Source organism: Agrobacterium vitis (genome assembly GCF_014926405.1).
GTDB classification, from domain to species: Bacteria; Pseudomonadota; Alphaproteobacteria; order Rhizobiales; family Rhizobiaceae; genus Allorhizobium; species Allorhizobium vitis_H.
Genome location: NZ_JACXXJ020000003.1, coordinates 33,709 through 56,850, shown reverse-complemented (window position 1 = coordinate 56,850; position 23,142 = coordinate 33,709). Strand labels below are relative to the sequence as shown.

Genomic DNA, 23,142 nt, shown 5'->3' with positions numbered 1-23,142 from the left:
GCAGCTCTTGCCCAGTCAATTTTCGGAAGGATCCGCACAATGAAAATTCTCATGGTTCTCACCTCACATGACGAACTCGGCAACACCGGCCGCAAGACCGGTTTCTGGCTCGAAGAGTTCGCAGCTCCCTATTACGCCTTCCTCGAAGCCGGTGCCGAGATCACCGTCGCTTCGCCCAAGGGCGGCCAGCCGCCACTCGATCCCAAGAGCGACGAACCCGGATTCCAGACCGAGCAGACCCGTCGCTTTCATGCCGATCCCCAGGCGCAGGCCGTACTGAGCACCACCGTCACGCTCGACAGCGTTTCCAAGGATGACTACGACGCCATCTTCTATCCGGGCGGCCACGGCCCGCTCTGGGATCTGGCCGAAGACAAGGATTCGATTGCTCTCATCGAGGCAACCTATCGTGCCGGCAAGCCGGTCGCCTTCGTCTGCCACGCTCCGGGCGTCCTGCGTCACGTCAAGGCGGCCGATGGCGCACCGCTTGTCCGCGGCAAGAAGGTGACCGGTTTCAAGAACACGGAAGAGGACGGCGTGGGCCTTACCGACGTGGTGCCGTTCCTGGTCGAGGACATGCTGAAAGAGAATGGTGGCGTCTATACCAGCGGCGATGACTGGGGCTCCTACGCCGTTCAGGATGGCCTGCTGATCACCGGCCAGAATCCGGGCTCGTCCGTCGAGACGGCCGGCATTTTGCTCGCCACCCTCAAGGCTGCCAAGGCCGCCTGATCGCGGCGGATCATCCTCAAGCTCAAGCTTGAGTCACCTGCCATCTTGGTTCGGGGACAGACCTTGTCGTCTGTCGGGAACCGGGGCCGTCCCCGGACCAAGCTGCATCCCTTTGCCCTGGAGAATAGCGATGACGCACATGCTTCCTGCCCCATCATTCGTCCGCAATCATGTCATGACCAGGGAACCGGCAGTTGTGGAGACAGATGCTCACAGCGACCAGGAGAAGCTCGCGCCACTATCTTTCGCCGCGACCGTTGCCGTGATTGTGCTGGTGGCGATCGACCTGCGGCCGGAAATCGTGTCGATAGGACCGTTGCTGCCGCATATCCGTGAGGAATTCGGCATCTCCAATACACAGGCTTCGTTATTGACGGCCATCCCGGCGATGTTGATGGGTTTGCTGGCTTTCCCGACACCCTGGCTTGCCCGGCGGTTCGGTCGCGACCGGGTGATCCTGATCGCCCTCGTCGTCCTGATGACCGCGACGGCAGGCCGAGCCTTTGCCGGGTCGATCGGCGTGCTGTTGTCCGCCACCGTCGGGGTCGGCGCCGGCATAGCGGTTACCGGTGCACTGATCCCCGGTTTCGCCAAGAAGAGCTTTCCGAAACGCGCCGCAATCCTGATGGGCATTTATGCCATGTCGCTGGGACTAGGCAGCACGTTTGCGGCAGGTCTGGCACAACCGCTTGCCGATGCCGGCGGAGGCTGGAGGTTCGGTTCGGGCATTTTTGCGCTGCCCTGCCTGACGGCGATTGCAGCCTGGCTGTTGGTCGCCCGCGCCGAACGCGGCTCGGACGTTCCGGTGGCCGCAGCGCCAGCACCGGCGCGCCGCGGACTGCCTGTGCGCAACCCCAAGGCATGGCTGATCGCGCTCTATTTTTCGGCCAACAACATCCTGTTTTTCGGCTTCGTGTCGTGGACGGCACCAATGTTTCGGGAATACGGCATGAGTGCCACCACGGCCGGCCTGCTGCTTGCCAGCTTCACCGCCGCCTTCATGGTGTCGAACCCGCTTGCAGGCCTTATCAGCCGAAACGAGGACCGGCGCGGGGTGATTGCCCTGTTTGCGGGATTGGCTCTGGTCGGATCGGCTGCGGTTGCGATATCGCCCAGTCTGCTCCCGTTCCTGTTCATCCCCGTTATTGCCTTCGGCGTGGGCGGTTCTTTCACGCTTGGCATGATCCTGCCGCTCGACAACGCAGCTGATGCACACGAGGCCAATGCCTGGTCGGCATTCGTGATGGGCATCGGATACTTCACCGGTGCACTCGGCCCGCTGCTTCTGGGCCTGCTTCGCGACGTCACCGGTGGCTTCGCCATTCCGCTCTGGATCCTCGCGGCCGTTGCACTGCTGATGCTCGCCTTGTCGCCGTTCCTGCAACCGTCCGGCCTGCGCAGCGCGCGCGACTAGACCCCGCACATTCCACCGGCATTACCCAAGCTTTCCAGGGACGGCCAGCAGGCCGGCCGCCGGACAACCGCGAACTCCATTCACCAACTCGAGGACAAGATCATGACCACAGGTATCGCAGACAAAGTCGTTCTCATCACCGGCGGCAGCACCGGCATCGGTGCAGAGGTCGCCCGGACGCTCGCCGCAAAGGGTGCAAAGGTCGCCATTGCCGCCCGGCGTGAAGAAAAGCTGGAGGCGGTCCGCGCCGAGATTGCAGGGCAGGGTGGTAACATCCGTGCCTATGGCATGGACGTAACTGACAAGCACCAGGTCAAGGCCACCGTCGAAGCCGTGGTTCGGGATCTCGGACGGCTCGATGTCATCATCAACAATGCGGGGATCATGCCAATCCGGCCGATGGCCGAGATCAATACGGACGAGTGGGACGCGATGATCGACGTCAATCTCAAGGGGACGCTTTATGGAATTGCGGCCGCCCTGCCGCTGTTTCTCGCGCAGCAAAGCGGCCACATCATCAACCTGAGCTCCGTCGCCGGCATCAAGGTCTTCGCACCGGGCGGCACCGTCTATTCCGGTACCAAATTTGCGGTCAGTGCCATTTCGGAGGGGCTGCGCATGGAGGTCGGCGGGGCCGTCCGTGTCACGTCGATCGAGCCCGGCGCCGTGGAAAGCGAGCTGAAACTCGGCACGACGGGGACCGCGCGGGACACCGTGCATGACTTCTATGAACAGGCGATACCAGCCTCATCCGTGGCCCGGGCAATTGCCTTCGCGATCGAGCAGCCCGACGACGTCGACATCAATGAAATCGTCATCCGTCCCACGGTCCAGGCGTTCTGAACCTTTTCATACGGGCGGCAACTCTTGCCCGCCTGCTTTTCCAATAAGACACCACAAGGATTATCGGAATGTCTAGAATCATGAAATCTCTCGCAGGCGCAACGTTTCTGGCCTCGATCGCTCTCTCAACCGGAGCTGCCGCCGCTGCGGACAGCAAGGTCAGGAATGTTGTTCTCGTCCATGGCGCCTTTGCCGATGGCTCGGGCTGGAGGGCGGTTGCCGATCTGCTCGCCAAGGACGGCTACAAGGTCAGCATCGTCCAGCAGCCTGAAACAACGCTGGAAGCCGATGTGCAGGCGACACAACGAGTCCTAGACCAGCAGGATGGTCCCGTCGTGCTCGTCGGCCACAGCTACGGTGGCCAGATCATTACCGAGGCCGGCAGTGATCCGAAGGTCAGGTCGCTGATCTATGTTTCGGCATTGATGCCCGAGATCGGCGACAGTTTACTGTCTCTCGTCAAGTCGAAGCCTTTGCCGAACGAGGATGTAAAGGCCACCAAGGATGGATATCTCTACCTCGATCCGGCGAAATTTGCCGCCGATTTCGCCGCCGACCTGCCGAAGGAAATCTCGGCCACGATGGCGATCTCGCAGGTGTTCGTTTCCGAAAAGGCCTTTTCCACGCCGGTGACTAGGGCTCCTTGGCATGACAAGCCGACATTCGCGATCGTCTCGACGCAGGACAAGGCGCTCAATCCGGATCTCGAACGCTGGATGTACAAGCGTGCCGGTGCTGAGGTGACCGAAATCGAGGCGAGCCATGCGGTCTACATCTCGCAGCCGCAGGCCGTCGTGCGCGTCATCGAAAAAGCTGCAGAAAGTGGAAAGTAGGCGGCGGGAGAACCCGCATCGGGCTCGCAAGATATTTGCGTGCCCGATGCTTCAACGAAAATCGAATGCCGCCTTTGAAGCGGCCAATCCAGGCACGCAACGGATGCGAGACGCAATCATGACAACCAAATTCGAAAACCTCACTCTTGTCGATGCAATGCGGGCCATTCAGGCCGCCGTCGCGAAAGCCGACGCATTCAGGGTTCCCTGTTCGGTCGCAGTTGTTGATGCCGGAGGCCATTTGCTTGGCTTTGCCAGGCAGGATGACGCCATGCCCGGATCGGCTGAGCTGGCGATCAACAAGGCTTATACCGCACGCATCTTCAATAACTCGACAGAGGCGCTTGGGAGGATCGCCCAGCCGGGAGCAGAGCTTTACGGCATTCAGCAGAGTCACGCGGGCAGAGTAGTCATGTTCGGTGGCGGCCTTCCAATCTGCATCGGTGGCGTCGTTGTCGGCGCAATTGGTGTAAGTGGCGGATCGGTGGCCCAGGATGTGGAGATCGCTGAGACGGGCACAAGCCTCTTTGTCGACAGGGCAACTAGATGAACAAGGTGGCGGTTGCCCTCTCCATCGCGCTGGTTCGAATTGGTTCAAGAGCGAAGAGGAACCAGAGGTTGGCGCCCGCCTCTCTATCGGGTGCAGACAGACGGTATGAAGAGGCGGGCGAGCCTACGCCTGCTCGGCATATCGGTCGATATTTGTGTCGAGAAGTTCCAGCAACTGGTCGCGTCCGGGATCACGAACAGCTTTTGCCCAGGCTGCGGCAAGAGGCAGTTTCCGGAGTGAAATGCCGCCAACCGTCATGAGGGGAACGAAAGTCACCCCGGATACCGCGAGTTTCGCGGTCCAGCGGGGGACGATGGCAGATCCGATTCCTGCCGCAACGAGGTTGATAATCGTTTGTTTCTCGTCAGCAATTTGGGCTATGCGCGGGTGTAGTCCGGCGTCCTCGAAAAGTTTCATGGTCAGGTCATAGCTGTGGGGGCGAGAGCGACGCTCTGGCACGATGAGGGGCTCGTCGCGCAGTTCATCGACGGAGATCCGCTCGCGGTTCGCGAGCGGGTGCGTGACAGGCAGTGCAATAACGGGTGTTTCCTGCGTGAGGGTGCGAACGACCAGATTCCGGTTCAGTCCGTCTCGAGGTCGAATAAAGACGATATCCAGACGCCCGGCAATCAGTTTTGGAATGAGACGTATCGACTTGTCTTCGACAAGTTGCGTGATGATCCCGGGGAATCGCTCCCGAAAATCATGCAGCAGCGGCGGTATAAGACCTGCTGCAGCGCTGTCTATCGCACCTATGCGGAGCACGGTCGTCTGCTGAGTTTTCCTTGATCGAAACTCTTCCGCAAGTGTCTGGAGACGATGGAGAAGGGGCCTCACCTCCTCCAGCAGGGCGACTCCATCTTCGGTCAGGGCGACACTTCGGGTTGTCCGGGACATGAGGCGAGTGCCGAGGGACTCCTCCAACAGTCTTAAATGCCGTCCCAGCGATGCCGGTAGCATTCCCATTTTCTGTGCAGCCCTACCGAAATGCAGTTCTTCGGCCGCAGCGACGAAGCATTTTAGTTGTTCCAGTTCCATGACATGCCTTTATATCATTTAATTATATAATTAAAGCATTGTGGATTGGGAGGAAAGTACGAATTAACGTCTTTCCCGAAGGCGCAGGAGGTGCGCCCAACGGATCATTGGGAGGAGTTCGCTATGAACAGCGACCTGGAGACGCGCGTTCTGCGCAAAATCACTCTGCGCATCGTGCCATTTATCATGCTGCTTTATTTTGTAGCGTTCCTGGACCGGGTGAATATCGGTTTCGCCGCACTGACCATGAACGAGGACCTTGGATTTTCCTCGACTGTCTTCGGTATCGGAGCAGGCATCTTCTTCGTCGGCTACTTCCTGTTCGAAGTTCCGTCCAACCTCATTCTCAACAAAGTCGGTGCGCGCATCTGGATTGCCCGCGTCATGATCACCTGGGGGATCGTGTCCGGCCTCATGGCGTTCGTACAGGGAACAACAAGTTTCTATGCGTTACGCTTCCTTCTCGGCGTTGCCGAGGCGGGCTTTTTCCCGGGGATTATCCTTTACCTGAGCTTCTGGTTTCCGGCTCGCCGACGTGCGGCAGTGACAGCGATTTTCATGGCCGCAGCCCCGCTTTCGACCGTCCTCGGTTCGCCGATCTCCGGAGCGCTCATGGAGATGCATGGTTTCCTCGGTCTTGCCGGCTGGCAGTGGATGTTCCTGATTGAAGCCGCTCCTGCGGTCATCCTCGGCGTCGTCGTCCTCTTTTACCTCACCGACCGTCCGGAAAAAGCCAAGTGGCTCTCGGAAGATGAGCGCAACTGGCTTGTGAAGACGATGAACGCTGAGCAGGCCGCAAAGGGCAAGGCCAGCCACAGCATTCTTGCAGGGCTCGCTGACATTCGGGTTATCGCGCTCGCCCTTGTCTATTTCGGTACGTCCGCCGGCCTTTACACCCTCGGCATCTGGGCGCCGCAGATCATCAAGGAGTTCGGCCTATCGTCCCTTCAGGTCGGCTTCATCAACGCAGTACCGGGCATTTTCGCAGTTGCTGCAATGGTTCTCTGGGCGCGTCATTCCGACAAGACCGGTGAACGGACCTGGCATGTCGTCGGCGCTTGTCTGCTTGCCGCCGTCGGGCTTGCATTTGCCACGGGTGCGACAAGCGTCTTCACCGTCCTTATTGCGCTGACGCTGGTTAACATCGGGATTAGCTGCTCGAAGCCGCCGCTTTGGAGCATGCCCACGCTCTTCCTGTCAGGACCAGCGGCCGCAGCCGGTATCGCTACCATCAACTCGATCGGCAACCTGGGCGGCTTCGTCGGCCCCTCGATGATCGGCTGGATCAAGGACACTACGGGCAGCTTTGCGGGCGGGCTCTACTTCGTCGCCGGTCTGCTGGTCGTATCCGCTATCGTGACGCTCGTGTTGTCGCGTACCGCACCGGAAAACGGGGGCAAAGTCGCCCCGGTCCAACATCGTTAAATCTCAAAGTGGAGAAAAGACATGCGTGAATACAAGATTGCAGCGATCCCTGCGGATGGGATTGGTCCTGAGGTTATAGCTGCGGGTCTTCAGGTTTTGGAGGCGCTGGAACAGCGCAGCGGTGACTTCAAGATCCATACCGAAACCTTCGACTGGGGTTCGGACTATTACAAGAAGCACGGCGTGATGATGCCGGCCGACGGGTTGGACAAGCTGAAGAAGTTCGATGCAATCTTCTTCGGTGCGGTCGGCGCCCCTGACGTTCCCGACCATATCACGCTCTGGGGCCTGCGCCTGCCGATCTGCCAGGGGTTCGACCAATACGCCAATGTGCGCCCGACGAAGATCCTGCCCGGCATCACGCCACCCTTGCGCAATTGCGGTCCAGGCGATCTCGACTGGGTCATCGTGCGGGAGAATTCCGAAGGCGAGTATTCCGGCCATGGCGGCCGCGCCCATAGGGGCCTTCCGGAAGAGGTCGGCACGGAAGTGGCGATCTTCACCCGCGTCGGCGTGACCCGCATTATGCGCTACGCCTTCAAGCTGGCCCAGGCGCGCCCGCGCAAACTGCTGACTGTCGTCACCAAGTCGAACGCCCAGCGCCATGGCATGGTGATGTGGGACGAGATCGCGGCCGAAGTGGCGACGGAGTTCCCGGATGTCACCTGGGACAAGATGCTGGTCGATGCGATGACGGTGCGCATGACGCTGAAGCCGGAGACGTTGGATACGATCGTGGCGACCAATCTGCATGCCGACATCCTGTCGGATCTGGCTGGTGCTCTCGCTGGCAGCCTCGGGGTTGCGCCGACGGCCAACATCGACCCGGAGCGCCGTTTCCCATCAATGTTTGAGCCGATCCACGGATCTGCCTTCGACATTACCGGCAAGGGTATCGCCAACCCGATCGCCACTTTCTGGACTGCCGCGCAGATGCTCGAGCATCTCGGTGAACGCGACGCCGCCGCACGGCTGATGAGCGCCGTCGAGCGCGTGACCGAAGCGGGCATCCTGACCCCCGATGTCGGCGGCACCGCCAACACCCGCCAAGTCACCGAAGCCGTATGCAACGCAATCGCAGGATCGAATATCTTGAAGATGGCCGCTGCAGAATGACCTGGAACGATGTGTCCGCTCGCCAGGTGCTGCGTCGAATTTTCGACGCAGCCGTTGCCAGCGCGGATCCGAAAATAGCTGTTGTCAACAACCTCCCAGAGCGTCCCAGAGGTCGCTGCGTTGTGGTGGGAGCGGGCAAGGCGTCGGCTGCGATGGCGGCTGCGGTCGACGCCGCCTGGCCCGATGTCGATCTCTCGGGCATCGTGGTCACTCGCTACGGCCACGCCGTTCCGGCGGGACGCATCGAAATCCTGGAGGCCTCCCACCCCGTCCCGGATGAGATGAGCATCAAGGCTGCAGAGAAGATTTTCGCTGCGGTTCAGGGCCTTGGTCCGGACGATCTCGTGGTGGCTCTCATCTCCGGCGGCGGTTCGTCATTGCTTGTATCGCCTACGGGCAAGATGACTTTGACCGACAAAAGGGCGGTCAATCAGGCGCTGCTTGCCAGCGGTGCCACCATCTCCGAGATGAATACCGTCCGCAAGCATCTTTCCGCTATCAAGGGAGGCCATCTGGCCCGCGCAGCACTGCCGGCAAAACTGGTGACACTGATCATCTCCGACGTGCCGGGTGATGATCCATCGGAGATCGCCTCGGGTCCAACGGTCGCGGATCCTACCACTTTGGCAGACGCAGCAGCCATCATCGCCCGCTACGGAATTGACCTGCCCGAGTCTGCGCGCGCAGTGCTTGTGCAAGGCAACGAGACGCCTAAGGCAGGGGAGGTCGCAGGCGAGATTCGGCTGGTTGCTGCCCCCTCGATAGCGCTCGAAGCGGCCGCCGCGGCCGCGCTAGATGCCGGTTTGTGTCCACTTATCCTCGGAGATGCCCTGGAAGGTGAGGCTCGCGAAATGGGGCGTGTCATGGCAGGCATCGCACTCTCCGCCCGCGACAAGGGCCTGCCTGTAGCAGCACCTGCCGTCATCCTGTCCGGTGGTGAGAGTACCGTTTCCCTTGGTGCCATGACCGAGGGGCGCGGTGGGAGAAACACGGAGTTTCTTCTCAGTCTTGCGGTTGCCCTTAAGGGAGCTTCCGGCATCTGGGCCATCGCCGGTGATACTGATGGTATCGACGGTGTCGAGGATGCTGCCGGTGCGCTGGTCGCGCCGGACAGTCTTATCCGAATGCGCGATGCTGGTATCGATCCACGGGCGACCTTGTCTGCCCATGATAGTTACACGGCCTTCAAGGCCATCGGCGACCTGGTGGTCACAGGCCCAACGCTTACGAACGTCAACGACATCCGCGCAATTCTCATAGGTTAGGTTTGGACATGTTCATACGCAACAACCGGCGATCAAAGATCGTCGCGACGGTCGGACCGGCGTCAAGTTCGCCCGACATGCTTCGCTCACTGTTTCTCGCCGGTGTCGATACGTTCCGCCTGAATTTCAGCCATGGTGCCCGGGCCGATCACGCGGAAGTCTATAGGAACATCCGAGCTCTTGAGCAGGAGCATGATGCTGCTATCGCCGTGCTGCAGGATCTTCAGGGTCCGAAGATCCGGATCGGAGTTCTGGCACATGGCAGGCTCGATCTCGCACTTGGATCCACCATCGGATTTATCCTTGGCCGTGAGGGTGGTGAAGGAATGAACGATATTCCGCTACCTCATCGGGAAATCTTCGAGGTGGCGGTGCCCGGAATGGACCTCCTGATCGACGACGGTAGAATAAAAGTCCGGATCATGGAGGTGATGGACGGGCGGCTTGTTTGCGAGGTCCTCAATGGAGGCGCCTTGTCGAACCGCAAGGGTGTCAACGTGCCCGGCGCTGTCCTGGACATTTCCCCGCTCACGGCGAAAGATCGTGAGGACCTGGAATTCGGGCTCGAGCTTGGCGTCGACTGGGTCGCACTTTCTTTCGTTCAGCGGGCACGCGACATGATCGAAGCCCGGTCCCTCGTTGGAGACAGGGCTGGCCTCATTGCCAAGATCGAGAAGCCGTCTGCCCTCGATGACATCGAGGATATTGTCAGGCTTTCGGACAGCGTCATGGTTGCGCGAGGTGATCTCGGCGTGGAGATCCCGCCGGAGGACGTTCCGGGCAAGCAGAAGGAAATCATCCGTGCATGCCGGCTAGCGGCCAAGCCCGTGATTGTCGCCACACAGATGCTCGACTCGATGGTGAGTTCGCCAACGCCGACGCGCGCTGAAGCCTCGGACGTTGCCGGTGCCATCTATGATGGGGCAGATGCCGTCATGCTTTCCGCCGAGACCGCAACAGGCGCCTACCCGGTGGAGGCGGTCGAAATTATGAACCGGATCATCGAGAAGACGGAGAAGCACAAGCACTACCGGCCGATCCTTGAGGCAACGGAACCCGATGTCGCTCAATCACCGCCGCATGCAGTTGCCACTGCAGCAGCCAACGTTGCCGTGGCTCTGGGATCGCCGGTTGTGGTGGCCTATACATCGAGCGGAACAACCGCGGCCAGAATTTCGCGTGCCAGACCGGCATTGCCAATTCTGGCTCTCACTCCGTCCGAACAAGTCGCGCGCCGGCTCAACATGTTCTGGGGGGTTGTCGGCGTGCGATCACAAGATGTCCACACCTATGAGGCGTCGCTGATTCATGCGCAACAGGCGGTGCAGGAAGCAAAGCTGGCAAGTCCCTCCGATCACATTGTCATCGTGGCGGGATTTCCATTTGCGCAACAGGGCAGCACCAACAATCTCCGCGTCGTTCAGATCGCCGCAACCGACAACCTAGAGATTGCGTAGATTGTATCGAGCAATAAGGGGGATCAATGCGTCATGAGCATGTTTGCGGTGCAGCCGTGCGGCGCGGCTCGCCGCATCCCCATCACCCTGCTCGATTGCTTCTATGATTTCCGCATGCTCACCGGCCGAGTGCAGCGGCAAGGGCCGTAGGTTGAGGGTGAACATGCGGGCGCGATGCAATTGATCGGCGACGGTCCCCGCCATCCGCATGAGGCGGCTGTTTCCGCTCTCTACTACGAGAGTCTGATGAAAATCCTCGTCGGCCACAGCCCATCGTGGAAGGTCGTTGTCGGCCAATGCCTCAATCATCCGCTTTGTGGCGGCCTTCAGAAGCTGGATGACGGGCGCGCGTTCCTCCATCGGCAGCCGGGCGAGCCGTGCCGCCGCGGCACCCTCGAGCGCGGTGATGACTTCGTAGATTTCTTCGATGTCCGCGGGAGACAGGGCGCAGATGATGATGCCCTTCTTGGGAAGTATCCGGACCAGTCCGTCTTCCTGCAGTCGCGCCATGGCTTCGTGCACCGGGGTTCGGCTCATGCCGAGCTGACGCGCAATTTCAATTTCTGCGGCTTGGTACCCGGGGGGAAACGCATTGGAGCGTATCGCCTCCTTGATGGCGAGATAGGCGGCAGAAACCCGACCCGAACCGTTGATGTCGGAGTTTGCTGAATTCTGTTCTGTGGCCGGATCGCGTGGCGCGGCTCCGGGAATGTCGATCGTCCTGATCATGAACTGCCTGTCGTTGTTTCAAGGCTCGTTATAGCCGCTCTCCTGGAGCTTGACAAACGGGCGCGCATCAATAAATGTAAGCTTGCATGCAAGATAGCATGGAAAAGGATGTGGAGGCATCCTTCGCGATCTCAGGGAGGAAAGCGCGATGAAAAAGGTACTGTTGTCCCTCACAGGTGTCCTGTTTGCCATGTCCAGCCATATGGTGCTGGCGCAGGAGAACTATCCTGATCGACCCATCACAATCGTGGTGCCTGCAGCGGCAGGTGGACCGAGTGACACCGTGGCGCGCCTGGTGGCGCAGTCGATGTCCACGACCCTTGGCCAGCAGGTGCTGATCGAAAACATGGGCGGCGCTGGCGGCTCGCTTGGTGCCGCAACAGTGGCGCAGGCGGACCCCGATGGCTACCGGTTGCTGCTCTACCATATCGGGGTGGCCACTTTCGCTGCGCTCTACCCGAACCTGACCTACAAGCCGATCGAAGACTTTTCGAGCGTCGGGCTGATTACCGAGGTCCCGATGACGGTCGTCGGCAGGAAGGACTTCGAGCCGAAGACGTTCACCGATCTCCTCTCCTATGTGAAGGCAAACGGGCCTGCCGTCACCTTCGGGACCGCCGGCACGGGTGCCGTTTCCGATCTCTGCGGCAGGTTGCTGCAGGACGCGCTCGGCACCAAGATCACTCTGGTCCCTTACAAGGGCATGGGCCCCGCAATGACCGATCTCATTGGAGGTCGCATCGATCTCGCCTGCGACCAGACGACCAACACCACGACCCAGATCAAGGCCGGTGAGGTTCATCCCTATGCGGTGACAACGAAGGCGCGGATTGGCGTGCTGCCAGATCTTCCGACTGTGGAAGAGAGCGGCCTGCAAGGGTTCGAGCTCAGTGCCTGGCATGCGCTCTGGGCACCCAAGGAAACGCCTGAAGCCATCCGCAGCAAGCTTGCGGAAGCGTTGCGCGCCGCACTCAAGGATCCGGTCGTGATCGAGCGTTTTGCGAGCCTTGGAACCGCACCGGTATCGGAAGATCTGGCGACACCGGCGGCGCTTGACCAGAAGTTCGCGTCTGAAGTCGAGCGACTGACGAAGCTGATCAGCGAAAGCGGCAAGTAACCTCGGTTTGGTCGGCGGCTGAGAATAAGCCGCCGATCCATCATTCGTCATGGCCACGGGCCATGCGTCCGGCGCTTGACCTGAGCGCTAGCCCTTGAACAGGAGCGAACTTCCCATGCGTGAATACAAGATTGCAGCGATCCCTGCGGATGGGATTGGTCCTGAGGTTATAGCTGCGGGTCTTCAGGTTCTGGAGGCGCTGGAACAGCGCAGCGGCGACTTCAAGATCCATACCGAAACCTTCGACTGGGGTTCGGACTATTACAAGAAGCACGGCGTGATGATGCCGGCCGACGGGCTGGACACGCTGAAGAAGTTCGATGCGATCTTCTTCGGTGCGGTCGGCGCCCCTGACGTTCCCGACCATATCACGCTCTGGGGCCTGCGCCTGCCGATCTGCCAGGGGTTCGACCAATACGCCAATGTGCGCCCGACGAAGATCCTGCCCGGCATCACGCCACCCTTGCGCAATTGCGGTCCAGGCGATCTCGACTGGGTCATCGTGCGGGAGAATTCCGAAGGCGAGTATTCCGGCCATGGCGGCCGCGCCCATAGGGGCCTTCCGGAAGAGGTCGGCACGGAAGTGGCGATCTTCACCCGCGTCGGCGTGACCCGCATTATGCGCTACGCCTTCAAGCTGGCCCAGGCGCGCCCGCGCAAACTGCTGACTGTCGTCACCAAGTCGAACGCCCAGCGCCATGGCATGGTGATGTGGGACGAGATCGCGGCCGAAGTGGCGACGGAGTTCCCGGATGTCACCTGGGACAAGATGCTGGTCGATGCGATGACGGTGCGCATGACGCTGAAGCCGGAGACGTTGGATACGATCGTGGCGACCAATCTGCATGCCGACATCCTGTCGGATCTGGCTGGTGCTCTCGCTGGCAGCCTCGGGGTTGCGCCGACGGCCAACATCGACCCGGAGCGCCGTTTCCCATCAATGTTTGAGCCGATCCACGGATCTGCCTTCGACATTACCGGCAAGGGTATCGCCAACCCGATCGCCACTTTCTGGACTGCCGCGCAGATGCTCGAGCATCTCGGTGAACGCGACGCCGCCGCACGGCTGATGAGCGCCGTCGAGCGCGTGACCGAAGCGGGCATCCTGACCCCCGATGTCGGCGGCACCGCCAACACCCGCCAAGTCACCGAAGCCGTATGCAACGCAATCGCAGGATCGAATATCATCTGAACGGGAGGACCGTCAGGGGACGCCAGAGGGGAGGAGACCATGGCTACACTCGAAAAGTACACCCGGAAAAACCTGATTGCCGGTGGCATCTTCATCGCCATCGCGGCCTCGTTCGCTGTGCAGGGTCTAAGATATGAGTTCGGGACCGCGACCCAGATGGGCCCGGGCTTTTTCCCGGTGGTGCTCGCTTTCGTATTGGGCGCACTAGGCGTCGTCATCGGCCTTGATGGCTTGCGTAGTGAGCCGGAGCCGACCGATGGTTCCGTGCCCTGGCGCGGGCTCGTCCTTATCTGTCTGGCACTTGCCATCTTTGCGGCCGGAGCCCGCGATCTTGGGCTCGTACCCGTCGTCCTGCTGTGCACGTTCATGACGGCACTCGCGTCTCGCCGAAACTCGCTGGTATCGGCGGCTATGATGGCCGCCGTCATTGCCACTCTTTGCTATCTGGTCTTCAAGGTCGGGCTGGCAGTTGCCATTCCGACATTCGGGCCGGTTTTCGGACTATGAGGTGCTCACCATGATGGATCTGATCTCGAATCTTGCCCTTGGCTTCGAAACGGCTCTCACGCCGATAAACATCGTCTGGTGTTTCGTTGGCGTACTGCTCGGCACGCTCGTTGGCGTATTGCCCGGCATCGGGCCGACAGCGACGATCGCGATGCTTCTGCCGATCACGTTTACATTCTCCCCGGTAACGTCCTTGATCATGCTTTCGGGCATCTACTACGGCGCCCAGTATGGTGGGTCCACAACAGCAATCCTCATCAACCTGCCGGGGGAAAGTTCTTCCGCTGTCACAGCGATCGATGGCTATCAGATGGCCCGAAAGGGTCGTGCCGGCCAAGCATTGGCAACCGCGGCGCTCGGATCCTTCTTCGCAGGCTGCGTGGCAACAATGCTGTTGGCGATCGCGGCTCCGCCGCTTGCCTCCATCGCGCTCGAATTTGGCGCGCCGGAATATTTTGCCCTGATCGTTCTCGGGCTGCTCGTTTCGATCTCACTCGCTCACGGTTCGGTCCTCAAGGCGCTGGGCATGATCGTCATCGGCTTGCTGCTTGGGACGGTGGGCCAGGACATCTATACGGGCGAGGAGCGCTTCACGTTCGGTCGCCTGGAATTGTCGCAGGGGATCAACTTTGTTTCGATTGCTGTTGGAATATTCGGGGTCTCCGAAATCTTCCGCAACCTTCAGAACGAGCACACGCGCGAAATCGGAGTGAAACACGTCACGAACCTTTGGCTGACGAGAGACGATTTCCGGCGGATTATCGGCCCTGTATTGCGGGGAACGGCGCTTGGCTCGCTTCTCGGCGTATTGCCGGGCGGCGGTCACGTATTGGCGTCCTTTGCCAGCTATTCGGTCGAGAAGAACCTGTCGAAAAATCCGGCCGAATTTGGCCATGGCGCGATCGAAGGCGTGGCGGGACCCGAAAGCGCCAACAACGCTGCGGCGCAGACGTCCTTCATTCCGCTGCTTACCCTCGGCATTCCGGCCCATCCAGTCATGGCACTCATTGTTGGCGCCTTTATCCTGCAGGGGATCACGCCGGGGCCGGACGTCATTACCAGCCAGCCGGCGCTGTTCTGGGGCATCATCGCATCGATGTGGATCGGTAACCTGTTGCTGGTGATCCTCAACCTGCCGCTGATCGGGCTGTGGGTGAAGATGCTGACCATTCCCTACCGCATGCTGTTTCCGGCCATCGTCATCTTTGCCTCGATCGGATGTTATTCCATCAACAACAACCCCTTCGACGTCTATGCAATCATCGTCTCGGGCATACTTGGCTACGTGCTGATCCGTGTGGGCTGCGAACCGGCACCCCTTCTGCTGGGATTCGTTCTGGGGCCGCTGCTCGAGGAGCATCTCCGGCGGGCGATGATCATCTCCCGCGGCGACGCGACGGTGTTCGTCACAAACCCGATCGCTGCATCGCTGCTCGGCCTGGGTCTGGTCTGCGTAATCCTGGCGCTCCTACCGTCGATACGTTCCAAGCGCGATCAGGTGTTCGTAGAGGATGACTGATGCCGGACATTTTCATGTCCCCGGGCGCCAGGGCGAGTTTTCAAGTGATGGGGTGTAAGAGCTACCTTCTTTCGCGAACGCCGAATGGTGTGATTATTTTCTATAATAAACTTTCGCCGCCCAGTTGCTGTAGCAGGCTTGCAGATCAAAGGCTTAACCGAAACAACTGGAACCGAAAGTTCGATTCCCGTCAAGGCGAGGCCATCAAACACCCCCTGATCTTTATGGAATCACGCCGCGATATCCGCGACGTTGCTCTCGTTCTTCCCCATCATCGCCTCACGTACTTGCTGCCGCAACCATGCGCAGCCCAGATCGCTGTCCATGTGGAGCGGCCAAACCATTGCCACGGGTGGAAAAGAAAGCGCCAGTGGCACTGGGCTGACCTCAAGTCCCAACAGCGGGCCATAACGAAGTGCAATACGCGATGATACGGTGGCAATGACCGCAGATGAACGCGCCGTTGCCAATATCGACATGAAATCGGGAGCTGCCGCAACGACTTCCAATTCTGCACCTGCATGCTCCAGCGCATCCTTGACGCAGCCATGCAGGCTGTCCGTCTGCGAGATCACCGCATGTTGTGCGGCCATATAGGCATCAAGATCCACCGGATTGGAGAGCTTCAGCAATTGAGGATTGAAACAGCATAATACGCTGGATTGATAAAGCGGTTCGGAATGGTGTCGTGAATCCGGCAGGTAGGGGTCAGAACAAGAGCAGTGCAAAATCGTACGCTAAGGGCGAACGGAATGAGAACTTATGCGACCCGCCGTAGGCCGACTGGCAGACGGAGCGGTCGAAATCCGTTGGGCATCTGATGTTCGGCATCCCAGGTGTAGATGCCTGTAAGGTTGATATGTTCCCAACTCAGCGGCGAGATGTGCTTCAACAGAGTATCAGGAATGTCTCGTCCCGCTCGTTTCAGCTGTGTGACCGCGCGATCAAGATAGACCGTATTCCAGTGCACGATTGCACTGACGACGAGATTGAGCCCTGAGGCGCGGAATGCTTGGCTCTCGAACGACCGGTCGCGGATCTCGCCCCGCTCGTGGAAGAACACAGCCCGTTTCATCTTATGGGCGGCCTCGCCCTTGTTGAGACCGGCTTGGCATCTCCGCCGTAGTGCCGGACTTGAGTACCATTCGATCATGAAGAGCGACCTTTCGATACGGCCGAGCTCGCGGAGCGCCCTCGCAAGATGGCTTTGCTTAGGCGACGCAGACAGCCTCTTGAGTATCGTAGACGGCACCACGGACCGCGTCGTGATCGACGCAGCGAGATGGAGCAGATCGTCCCAATGATCGAGAATCAGACTGGTATTGATCGGAGCCCCGATGTGGTTCGACAGCGCCGGATATGCACCGCTCTTTTCTAGCGTGTGGAACTTCCGGTCTTTGAGATTGCGCAGTCGCGGTGAGAACCGCTTTCCGATCAAGGCGAAGAGCCCGAAGATATGATCACTCGCGCCGCCTGTGTCGGTAAAGTGTTCATGGATATCGAGGACAGTGTCCTGATCGAATAGCCCATCGAGCACATACGCCGCCTCGCTCTCGGTGGGACTGATGGGCAAAATGCTGAAGTAGCCGTATTGATCTGACAGATGGCTATAGAATTTCGATCCGGGCTCGCTACTGTAATGCAAATTGATGTCGCCGCGCTTTGCAGCCCGGTCGCTCGCACGGAAGAATTGGCCATCGGACGATGACGTCGTGCCATTGCCCCAAAGGCGCGAATGCGGATGCTGGGTGTGGGCATCGGTGATGCACGCTTGAGCCGTGCGGTATGTCTCCGATCGGGCGTGGAATGTGCGCATCCACCCAATCTGGTGAGCGCTAATCCCCTTGGAGGCACCCGCCATTCGTTTGGGGCCAAGGTTCGTAGCATCGGCCAGTACACCAGCGAGCATTGCAGAAACATTTTTTGGGACGTCGCCGGTCCGAACATGCGTGAAGTGATCCGCAAAGCCGGTCCATTCATGCACTTCCCTTAACAGGTCGGGAACCTCGACCAACGGATACATATCGCTGATCTCGGCATTCAGTGCCTCCGCGGCCACAGGGATTTCGCTGGCAGTTGGTGTGATTATCAAGGTTCCGGCTTCAAGACGAACTCCTTCGAGCTTTCCGGATCGTGCCCTGTGCGCCAGACGCTGCAGGTTGAACTCGAGCATCTGACTCGCTTCGGCAAGCCACTGCGCGCCGTCGCTCTGGACCCCCAAACCGAGACGATCTTCTTCCTTCATCGTGATGAATGTTGTTCGCGGCATCAGATGCTCATCAATGGGCCGGAAAGATCGGCTGCCATCGACCCAGATCTCCGCAGATCGAAGCCGGTCTCGCAAAGAAGCGAGCGTTGCGATCTCGTAGAGACGGCGATCGGGTTTTTCCCGTTCGAAGATGAGCCGGCGCTCAGTTTGGCTAAGGTGGGTGAGCGGGACGCGATCAGGGAGTGGCCGCCGCTTTTCGGCATAAAGCCGTTTAAGCAGTCCAATTGCCGCTAAAAGTGGATCGTGGCGACGCGCCGAGCGGAACGTGAATGCCTGAGAGTCGGACTCGAAAAGTCCTCAACGATATCGATACCTTGCGAGCCGTCTGGTTATCAGGCGAATGTGGGCGATCATGATCCATGCCTCGGCTGATGCGATGGAGCGTTCGACGTCCTTGGCCAATCTTCGGCATCTACCGAGCCAGGCGAAGGTCCGCTCGACCACCCAGCGACGCGGTAGAACCTCGAAGCCTTTCGCCTTGTCTGATCGCTTGATGATCTCAATCGTCCAGCGCCCGATCTTCTTCAGCCGTTGCTTCAACTTGTTGCCCGCGTAACCACCATCGGCGAAGACGTGTAGCAACCATGGCCACCTGTGGCGGATGGATTTAAGGAGATCGGGAGCGCCATCGCGATCCTGGATGTCGGCGCTGTGAACCATGAGACCGACCATCAGACCAAGCGTATCGACGATGATATGGCGCTTGCGCCCTTTAGTTTTCTTGCCCGCATCATAGCCTCGTATGCCACCGCTTTCCGTGGTTTTCACGCTCTGGCTATCGATCACACCGGCCGTCGGACTTGCCTCTCTGCCCTCCAGCTCGCGGGCCTCCATCACCAGATGATGGTTGACGCGCGCCCAAAGTCCCAGCGCGCGCCATTCATAGAAATAACGCTGGACGGTCGAACAGGGCGGGAAATCCTTCGGCAGCATGCGCCACTGGCAACCAGTCGTGGCGATGTAAAGCAGAGCGTCGACGACCTCGCGCAAATCAGTGGTGCGGGGGCGGCCCAAGCGGCGGGGCATCGGCAGAAAAGGCTCCATCAAAAGCCATTCCCGATCTGTCATGTCACTTGCGTAGCGTGCCGTTCGCCGGGCATATTGCCGACGGGTGATTTCAGTCCAGGCCATCGTGAACTCCATCGAATCTTTGCAAATCCGAAGGAATCATAACCTGTTGAAATCACCCACTTCTTTTTGAGGCAGCTTCTGAAGGAATGCACCAGTGTATTTGTGGACGGTCGCATATTGCTCGGCTGCTACGGTCAACGACGGCGCCTCGTTGTCGTCGACCATCGACTCCAGTTCAGGTTTCATCCGAAGCAGTCGGTCCCAGCCGACTCTTTGGTCGAGAACAGCCAATGCATTCCGACCATGGTCGTTGGCGGACTGCAGCGCGGAGATGGTATCGAGGAACATGCGCAGCGCTTTGGCGGTGTTCGCTCTGCAGTCCATTTGCCGCTGCTTCTTTCGGTTGTTGGCTTGCGAGAACAACTTACCCATTAGTTTGATGAACATCGTCACCGCATCGTCCGTGAGCTTCTGGCAAAGCTTGATGACTTGAGCCACAATCAGAGCGTGGCGACGGCTGGCATTGAAGTCGTTGGCAAGCCAGGCCGGGGTTGCGTTACCCTCCCGGATCATCTGGTCCCACCGTCCTGCTGATATGCGCGCCTGTAACGTCGGATCGATCTCCAGCCGCCGCAGAAAGGCTATCCGCTCTGTCAGCCCGACCAGATTCGACGCACTTGGTGCTTCTGGCGCTGAGCGTAGCCAATGGAAGCGCGTCTGGCCGATCGACGGGTCCACTTCTAACAGCCGGTCCAATGATCGGAACGTATCGAGCGGGATGTCTTTAATCAGAGTTGTCTCTGCCCAACGGCGAGCTATCGCACGGCCGGCAAGGCCAATCCGTTCGATCGTGTCGATCGCCGGTAGAAGAGCGCCGCGTTCACGAAACGCGGCGACAACTGAACTGACTATCGCAGCACCGTCGTCGGACGTGGTCGACGCATGAATTGCCACCAACAACGCGGCGCGGCGATCTTGTAGCGTCGCGCTTCTCGTATCCAGATACATCATTAGCCGTGCTGTGTGATCCCGACGGGTTTCTTCACGGCGTGCATAGAGCGAAAATGCTTCCGGGGCGGCGCCGATCTGATCAGCAACAAATCTCAGCATGGCGCGTGGCGGAATTTCTTCTGCCCCCAGCACTCGACCCGGGTATCGCATCAGACATAGCTGAATGGCAAAGCCGAGCCGGTTGTGATTACGTCTCCGCAGTTCGATCTCCAGGCGATCCGCCAATGACAACGAATAGTGTCGGATCAGGCTGTCCTCGTCGACTGGTATGTCGATAAGCTTTCGACGATCTTGATCTTTGAGAAGCTTGCGCTTTGCCATTGCCTGACTCCATCCATGACCAATCTGCGCTGAGCGTCGTCGAGTCGGGCCGGACAGCGAAATCAAAACTGGCGCATGTCGATGGCAATCCACAGAGATCGAATGCCTAAAACCCGAGCTATGGCATTGTTCACGCTTCGTTCGGGCTTAGCGTACGATTTCGAACTGCTCTTGTTCTGACCCCACATTGATGAGGAATTGCACCGTGAATCCCTGACGCACGAACAGGTCCAGAAAATCGTTGAGTACAAGAGCACGATGGGCAACATCCTTGGACCTGAGGAATTTGCGCGCTTGAGCAAGAGCAATGTGCTGCAAAACAGTGACTCAGATTTCATCATGCGGGTCGCTGAGAATATGAAGGCACAGCCCGAGGAATGGCGTGGCTTAGCTTACCTCAACTCCGATAATCCCGACCATTGGGATCGATTGCTTTATTTGATCATAAATCTCAGCCCGGCGGGATGGGATGTGAAATTCAGTAAGCTTGTCTCCTTTGTGAAAATTCTCTCGAGAAACTGGCGCCGGGAAATTCCGGATCTATTGCTGGAGCTTGATGATGAGGGAATTGACGTGGAGTTGTTCTTTCAGCTTGAACGTACGGTAACGTTCAAGCTCACTACTTTGCTGAGCGACGCCAATGAACTTCACAAGGTCATCGTCGATCCCAATGTAGATGTGTCACCTTTTATTGCGCGACTGGGGCATGCGTTTTTGCCCGGCGCCGTTTATCAGCTAGAAGAGTACGGGCTACCAAGAATGATTTCGCGAAAAATTCATCGGAGCGGCGCCATGAATTTCAACGACCCCAGCCTTGATCTGCCCACCGCGATAAAAGCTTTTCAGTCGATAGGCTTGGAAACTATCAGCAAAATACCTAGCCTTTCCCGTTTTGACGTATATGTACTGAAGTTCTTTTATGAAGGGATCACTCAGGATCCAATCAAGAGTTAGCCTTCGACTATAATGATCAATTAGACAGCGTCGCTGACACGCATTTCAACATTCAACCCAGCAGCAGCAGCCATATTGATCAACGTGTCCAAGCCGAAAACGCCTACCTCGTGCCGGAGCAGATCTGACACACGAGGCTGAGTTACGCCAAGTAGCCGGGCAGCTTCCGCCTGCGTCCAACCCTTTGCTTTCACACGGCTCCCAATCGCCGTGATTAAAATCACACGCAATTTCATGTTTTGGGCACATGCGGAGTCTCCATCCGCTGGATTGGTCGCATTGGCTATGCTTTTTTCGCCCCCCGAAACCACACGCTTGGAGGTGGTCTCATGGTAGGGTCTAGGCGCCATATGGGGTGCGTTTTTTTTTGCTCTTTTGCTCTAGCTCGCTGTCGTTGACATCGAGAGTGAATTGCTTTTGCGATATGTCCGCAATTTTCGAGGATAGGCCGATCTTTTCCTCTGCTTTGGTACGAGCGTGGTCGGACATAAACGTAAGCAGGTAGTTCAACCCCTCTTCGTCAGCGACAGTGACGAAATCCTTATTTTTATTTACGAACACAACGGACTTTTTGTCTTCTTTTATTAGCTGAATGACATTGCTCAGTGTGCCTGTGCTCTTGCAATCCCAAACCATTAGGCCGTAATTGCTGGCGTGGGCCATCTCGATGTCTTTAGCAGTGTAAAAGGCTCGACTACCGGGCGGCGCTTTCGGGTGAATATGAGTGACCGGCCATTCAGCCAAGTTATTGCGCGGCCGATCACCGCTGCAAAAGACGGTCACTCTCTTAGCGCCATACTCAACAAGGCACTGTTGGATCGATGTATCCGCGCCGTCTGCGTCTCCGACGACAATATCGAGGTCGGACGCGACGATCTTCTCAATCCTACTTTTAACTTTCTCATGCAGGCGGCTGATTGATATGGAACCTGCGATAAAAACGGTGTTCATTGGCTCACTTCCAAGTCACGGCAACAGCGTAGACCCGTGCGATCTTCGGGTAGGTCTTAAGTGTTTTACACACCGCGTCCATCGTTGCGCCAGTATCATATAGGTCATCTAACAGTAAGGCGTTCCAACTACCATCGCCAGAAATCTGATCGTTAATCGAAAAACGCCCAGCGAGCGCGGCATCCTTTTCTGCCTTTGTGTTTAAATTCTTGAGCGGCGTGCCGCCCTCAGGAGCCGGAGCCTTTACGATGATGTTGTTGAACACGCTGGCGTCAATGACCTTGGCCAGTTCGTTGGCGATCTCATCGACAGGTTGTCTGGCACGCAGGGTGGACGCAGGCATGGGTACTATCAACCCTATCGTTTCAAATAGTGGTAGAATTGACGTCTTAATTTGGGCGGCTATCGGTCCAGCCTGCGACCAGTCATTGCGATATTTGAGCTGATAAAGTGCTTCTCCGGGCTCTGACCTGGTGGTGTCATAAGTAGGGTGGCCAAATTCATTGTGCCCGGTGAAGGTGCTGTGGAGAGAATGCTTGTGTAATGCGTATCCCAAATCCCAGGATCCTGTGATTTGCTTTATCTGAACTTGCATAAATTTGAACCCCCATGACGCCACCTCTGGTTGAGGACTATGTAATATATTGCTTAGAATGCAAGGCGAATGCGGGTTGCGGCATAATGTTAAAGTTGAACTTCTCTACGCCGGGGGGTAGCCGGAGAGCCGACAGGCAAGGGCTGGCTGCAAAGCTCGGAATTGCGGCGCCGCTCGGCCGAATCGCCTTAAGCGTGTATGTCTATATGGAGATTTGTAAGGGGAGTGCGTCG

At 58.5% G+C, this 23,142-nt stretch carries 20 protein-coding genes and 3 pseudogenes; 14 read left to right on the top strand and 9 right to left on the bottom strand.

Annotated features, from left to right (window positions below):
- Positions 1-39: 39 nt before the first annotated feature.
- The 5 genes from IEI95_RS01875 to IEI95_RS01855 all read left to right on the top strand — a co-directional run bounded on the left by IEI95_RS01875 (position 40) and on the right by IEI95_RS01855 (position 4,372).
- On the top strand, positions 40-732 hold the full coding sequence (locus IEI95_RS01875) for a type 1 glutamine amidotransferase domain-containing protein (protein WP_060720097.1): 693 nt from the start codon (positions 40-42) through the stop codon (positions 730-732).
- 130 nt (positions 733-862) lie between these two features.
- Entirely contained in the window at positions 863-2,146 is a 1,284-nt protein-coding gene (locus IEI95_RS01870; RefSeq protein ID WP_234613934.1) for an MFS transporter, read from the top strand.
- Positions 2,147-2,248: 102 nt separating this feature from the next.
- Positions 2,249-2,989 carry an SDR family oxidoreductase gene (locus tag IEI95_RS01865; protein ID WP_060719971.1) on the top strand — a complete coding sequence of 247 codons (741 nt, stop codon included), beginning with the start codon at positions 2,249-2,251 and terminating at the stop codon, positions 2,987-2,989.
- A gap of 80 nt (positions 2,990-3,069) precedes the next feature.
- Positions 3,070-3,822, top strand: a complete 753-nt coding sequence (locus IEI95_RS01860) for an alpha/beta fold hydrolase (protein ID WP_234613936.1) — start codon at positions 3,070-3,072, stop codon at positions 3,820-3,822.
- 118 nt (positions 3,823-3,940) lie between these two features.
- Positions 3,941-4,372 (top strand): GlcG/HbpS family heme-binding protein, encoded by a 432-nt coding sequence (locus IEI95_RS01855; RefSeq protein WP_060720095.1) that lies wholly within the window; start codon positions 3,941-3,943, stop codon positions 4,370-4,372.
- Positions 4,373-4,495: 123 nt separating this feature from the next.
- Here the strand turns inward: IEI95_RS01855 and IEI95_RS01850 are convergent, their stop codons facing one another.
- Entirely contained in the window at positions 4,496-5,410 is a 915-nt protein-coding gene (locus tag IEI95_RS01850; protein ID WP_071206088.1) for a LysR family transcriptional regulator, read from the bottom strand.
- Between the two features lie 123 nt (positions 5,411-5,533).
- Here IEI95_RS01850 and IEI95_RS01845 point away from each other — a divergent pair, with 123 nt between their 5' ends.
- From IEI95_RS01845 to pyk, 4 genes are read left to right on the top strand one after another with little or no spacing between them, the layout of a single operon-like run.
- The gene (locus tag IEI95_RS01845; protein ID WP_060719968.1) at positions 5,534-6,835 is read left to right on the top strand and encodes an MFS transporter; all 1,302 of its coding nucleotides are present in this window, start codon (positions 5,534-5,536) and stop codon (positions 6,833-6,835) included.
- A gap of 21 nt (positions 6,836-6,856) precedes the next feature.
- The gene (locus IEI95_RS01840) at positions 6,857-7,951 is read left to right on the top strand and encodes a tartrate dehydrogenase (RefSeq protein WP_032489007.1); all 1,095 of its coding nucleotides are present in this window, start codon (positions 6,857-6,859) and stop codon (positions 7,949-7,951) included.
- A complete protein-coding gene (locus IEI95_RS01835) occupies positions 7,948-9,216 on the top strand; it encodes a glycerate kinase type-2 family protein (RefSeq protein ID WP_060719967.1) in 1,269 nt (422 codons plus the stop codon). Before IEI95_RS01840 ends, IEI95_RS01835 begins: the two co-directional genes overlap by 4 nt.
- An 8-nt stretch (positions 9,217-9,224) precedes the next feature.
- Positions 9,225-10,673: a pyruvate kinase gene (gene pyk / locus IEI95_RS01830; RefSeq protein ID WP_060720094.1), complete on the top strand. Its 1,449-nt coding sequence runs from the start codon at positions 9,225-9,227 to the stop codon at positions 10,671-10,673.
- On the opposite strand, the gene IEI95_RS01825 is transcribed toward pyk, so the two are convergent.
- Entirely contained in the window at positions 10,659-11,402 is a 744-nt protein-coding gene (locus tag IEI95_RS01825) for a GntR family transcriptional regulator (protein ID WP_060719966.1), read from the bottom strand. The two genes, pyk and IEI95_RS01825, sit on opposite strands and share 15 nt — an antisense overlap.
- A 148-nt stretch (positions 11,403-11,550) precedes the next feature.
- Between IEI95_RS01825 and IEI95_RS01820 the strand changes: the two genes are divergently transcribed.
- From IEI95_RS01820 to IEI95_RS01805, 4 genes are all read left to right on the top strand, one after another.
- On the top strand, positions 11,551-12,519 hold the full coding sequence (locus IEI95_RS01820) for a tripartite tricarboxylate transporter substrate binding protein BugD (protein WP_060719965.1): 969 nt from the start codon (positions 11,551-11,553) through the stop codon (positions 12,517-12,519).
- Positions 12,520-12,634: 115 nt separating this feature from the next.
- Complete coding sequence (locus IEI95_RS01815; protein WP_070167284.1) at positions 12,635-13,711, top strand: tartrate dehydrogenase; 1,077 nt, start codon at positions 12,635-12,637, stop codon at positions 13,709-13,711.
- Positions 13,712-13,750: 39 nt separating this feature from the next.
- Positions 13,751-14,218, top strand: coding sequence for a tripartite tricarboxylate transporter TctB family protein (locus IEI95_RS01810; RefSeq protein WP_046802342.1), 468 nt, complete (start codon positions 13,751-13,753; stop codon positions 14,216-14,218).
- A 13-nt stretch (positions 14,219-14,231) separates the two neighbouring features.
- Positions 14,232-15,737, top strand: a complete 1,506-nt coding sequence (locus tag IEI95_RS01805; protein WP_060720093.1) for a tripartite tricarboxylate transporter permease — start codon at positions 14,232-14,234, stop codon at positions 15,735-15,737.
- 230 nt (positions 15,738-15,967) lie between these two features.
- Here the strand turns inward: IEI95_RS01805 and IEI95_RS01800 are convergent.
- The 4 genes and pseudogenes from IEI95_RS01800 to IEI95_RS01785 all read right to left on the bottom strand — a co-directional run.
- Positions 15,968-16,441: pseudogene (locus IEI95_RS01800) on the bottom strand (LysR substrate-binding domain-containing protein); the annotation flags it as partial.
- Positions 16,442-16,497: 56 nt separating this feature from the next.
- Positions 16,498-18,282, bottom strand: a pseudogene (locus tag IEI95_RS01795) (Tn3 family transposase); the annotation flags it as partial.
- A 21-nt stretch (positions 18,283-18,303) separates the two neighbouring features.
- Positions 18,304-19,137: an IS5 family transposase gene (locus IEI95_RS01790; protein WP_060720092.1), complete on the bottom strand. Its 834-nt coding sequence runs from the start codon at positions 19,135-19,137 to the stop codon at positions 18,304-18,306.
- A gap of 78 nt (positions 19,138-19,215) precedes the next feature.
- Positions 19,216-20,409: pseudogene (locus IEI95_RS01785) on the bottom strand (DUF4158 domain-containing protein); the annotation flags it as partial.
- Positions 20,410-20,667: 258 nt separating this feature from the next.
- Between IEI95_RS01785 and IEI95_RS01780 the strand changes: the two are divergent.
- Complete coding sequence (locus IEI95_RS01780; protein WP_141747314.1) at positions 20,668-21,363, top strand: hypothetical protein; 696 nt, start codon at positions 20,668-20,670, stop codon at positions 21,361-21,363.
- Positions 21,364-21,383: 20 nt separating this feature from the next.
- Here the strand turns inward: IEI95_RS01780 and relB are convergent, their stop codons facing one another.
- The 3 genes from relB to IEI95_RS01765 form a co-directional block, all read right to left on the bottom strand.
- On the bottom strand, positions 21,384-21,599 hold the full coding sequence (gene relB / locus IEI95_RS01775) for a type II toxin-antitoxin system RelB family anti-toxin (protein WP_234823937.1): 216 nt from the start codon (positions 21,597-21,599) through the stop codon (positions 21,384-21,386).
- Positions 21,600-21,702: 103 nt separating this feature from the next.
- Entirely contained in the window at positions 21,703-22,314 is a 612-nt protein-coding gene (locus IEI95_RS01770) for a hypothetical protein (RefSeq protein WP_060716701.1), read from the bottom strand.
- 4 nt (positions 22,315-22,318) lie between these two features.
- Positions 22,319-22,909 carry a ComF family protein gene (locus IEI95_RS01765; RefSeq protein WP_060716700.1) on the bottom strand — a complete coding sequence of 197 codons (591 nt, stop codon included), beginning with the start codon at positions 22,907-22,909 and terminating at the stop codon, positions 22,319-22,321.
- Positions 22,910-23,142 lie beyond the last annotated feature (233 nt).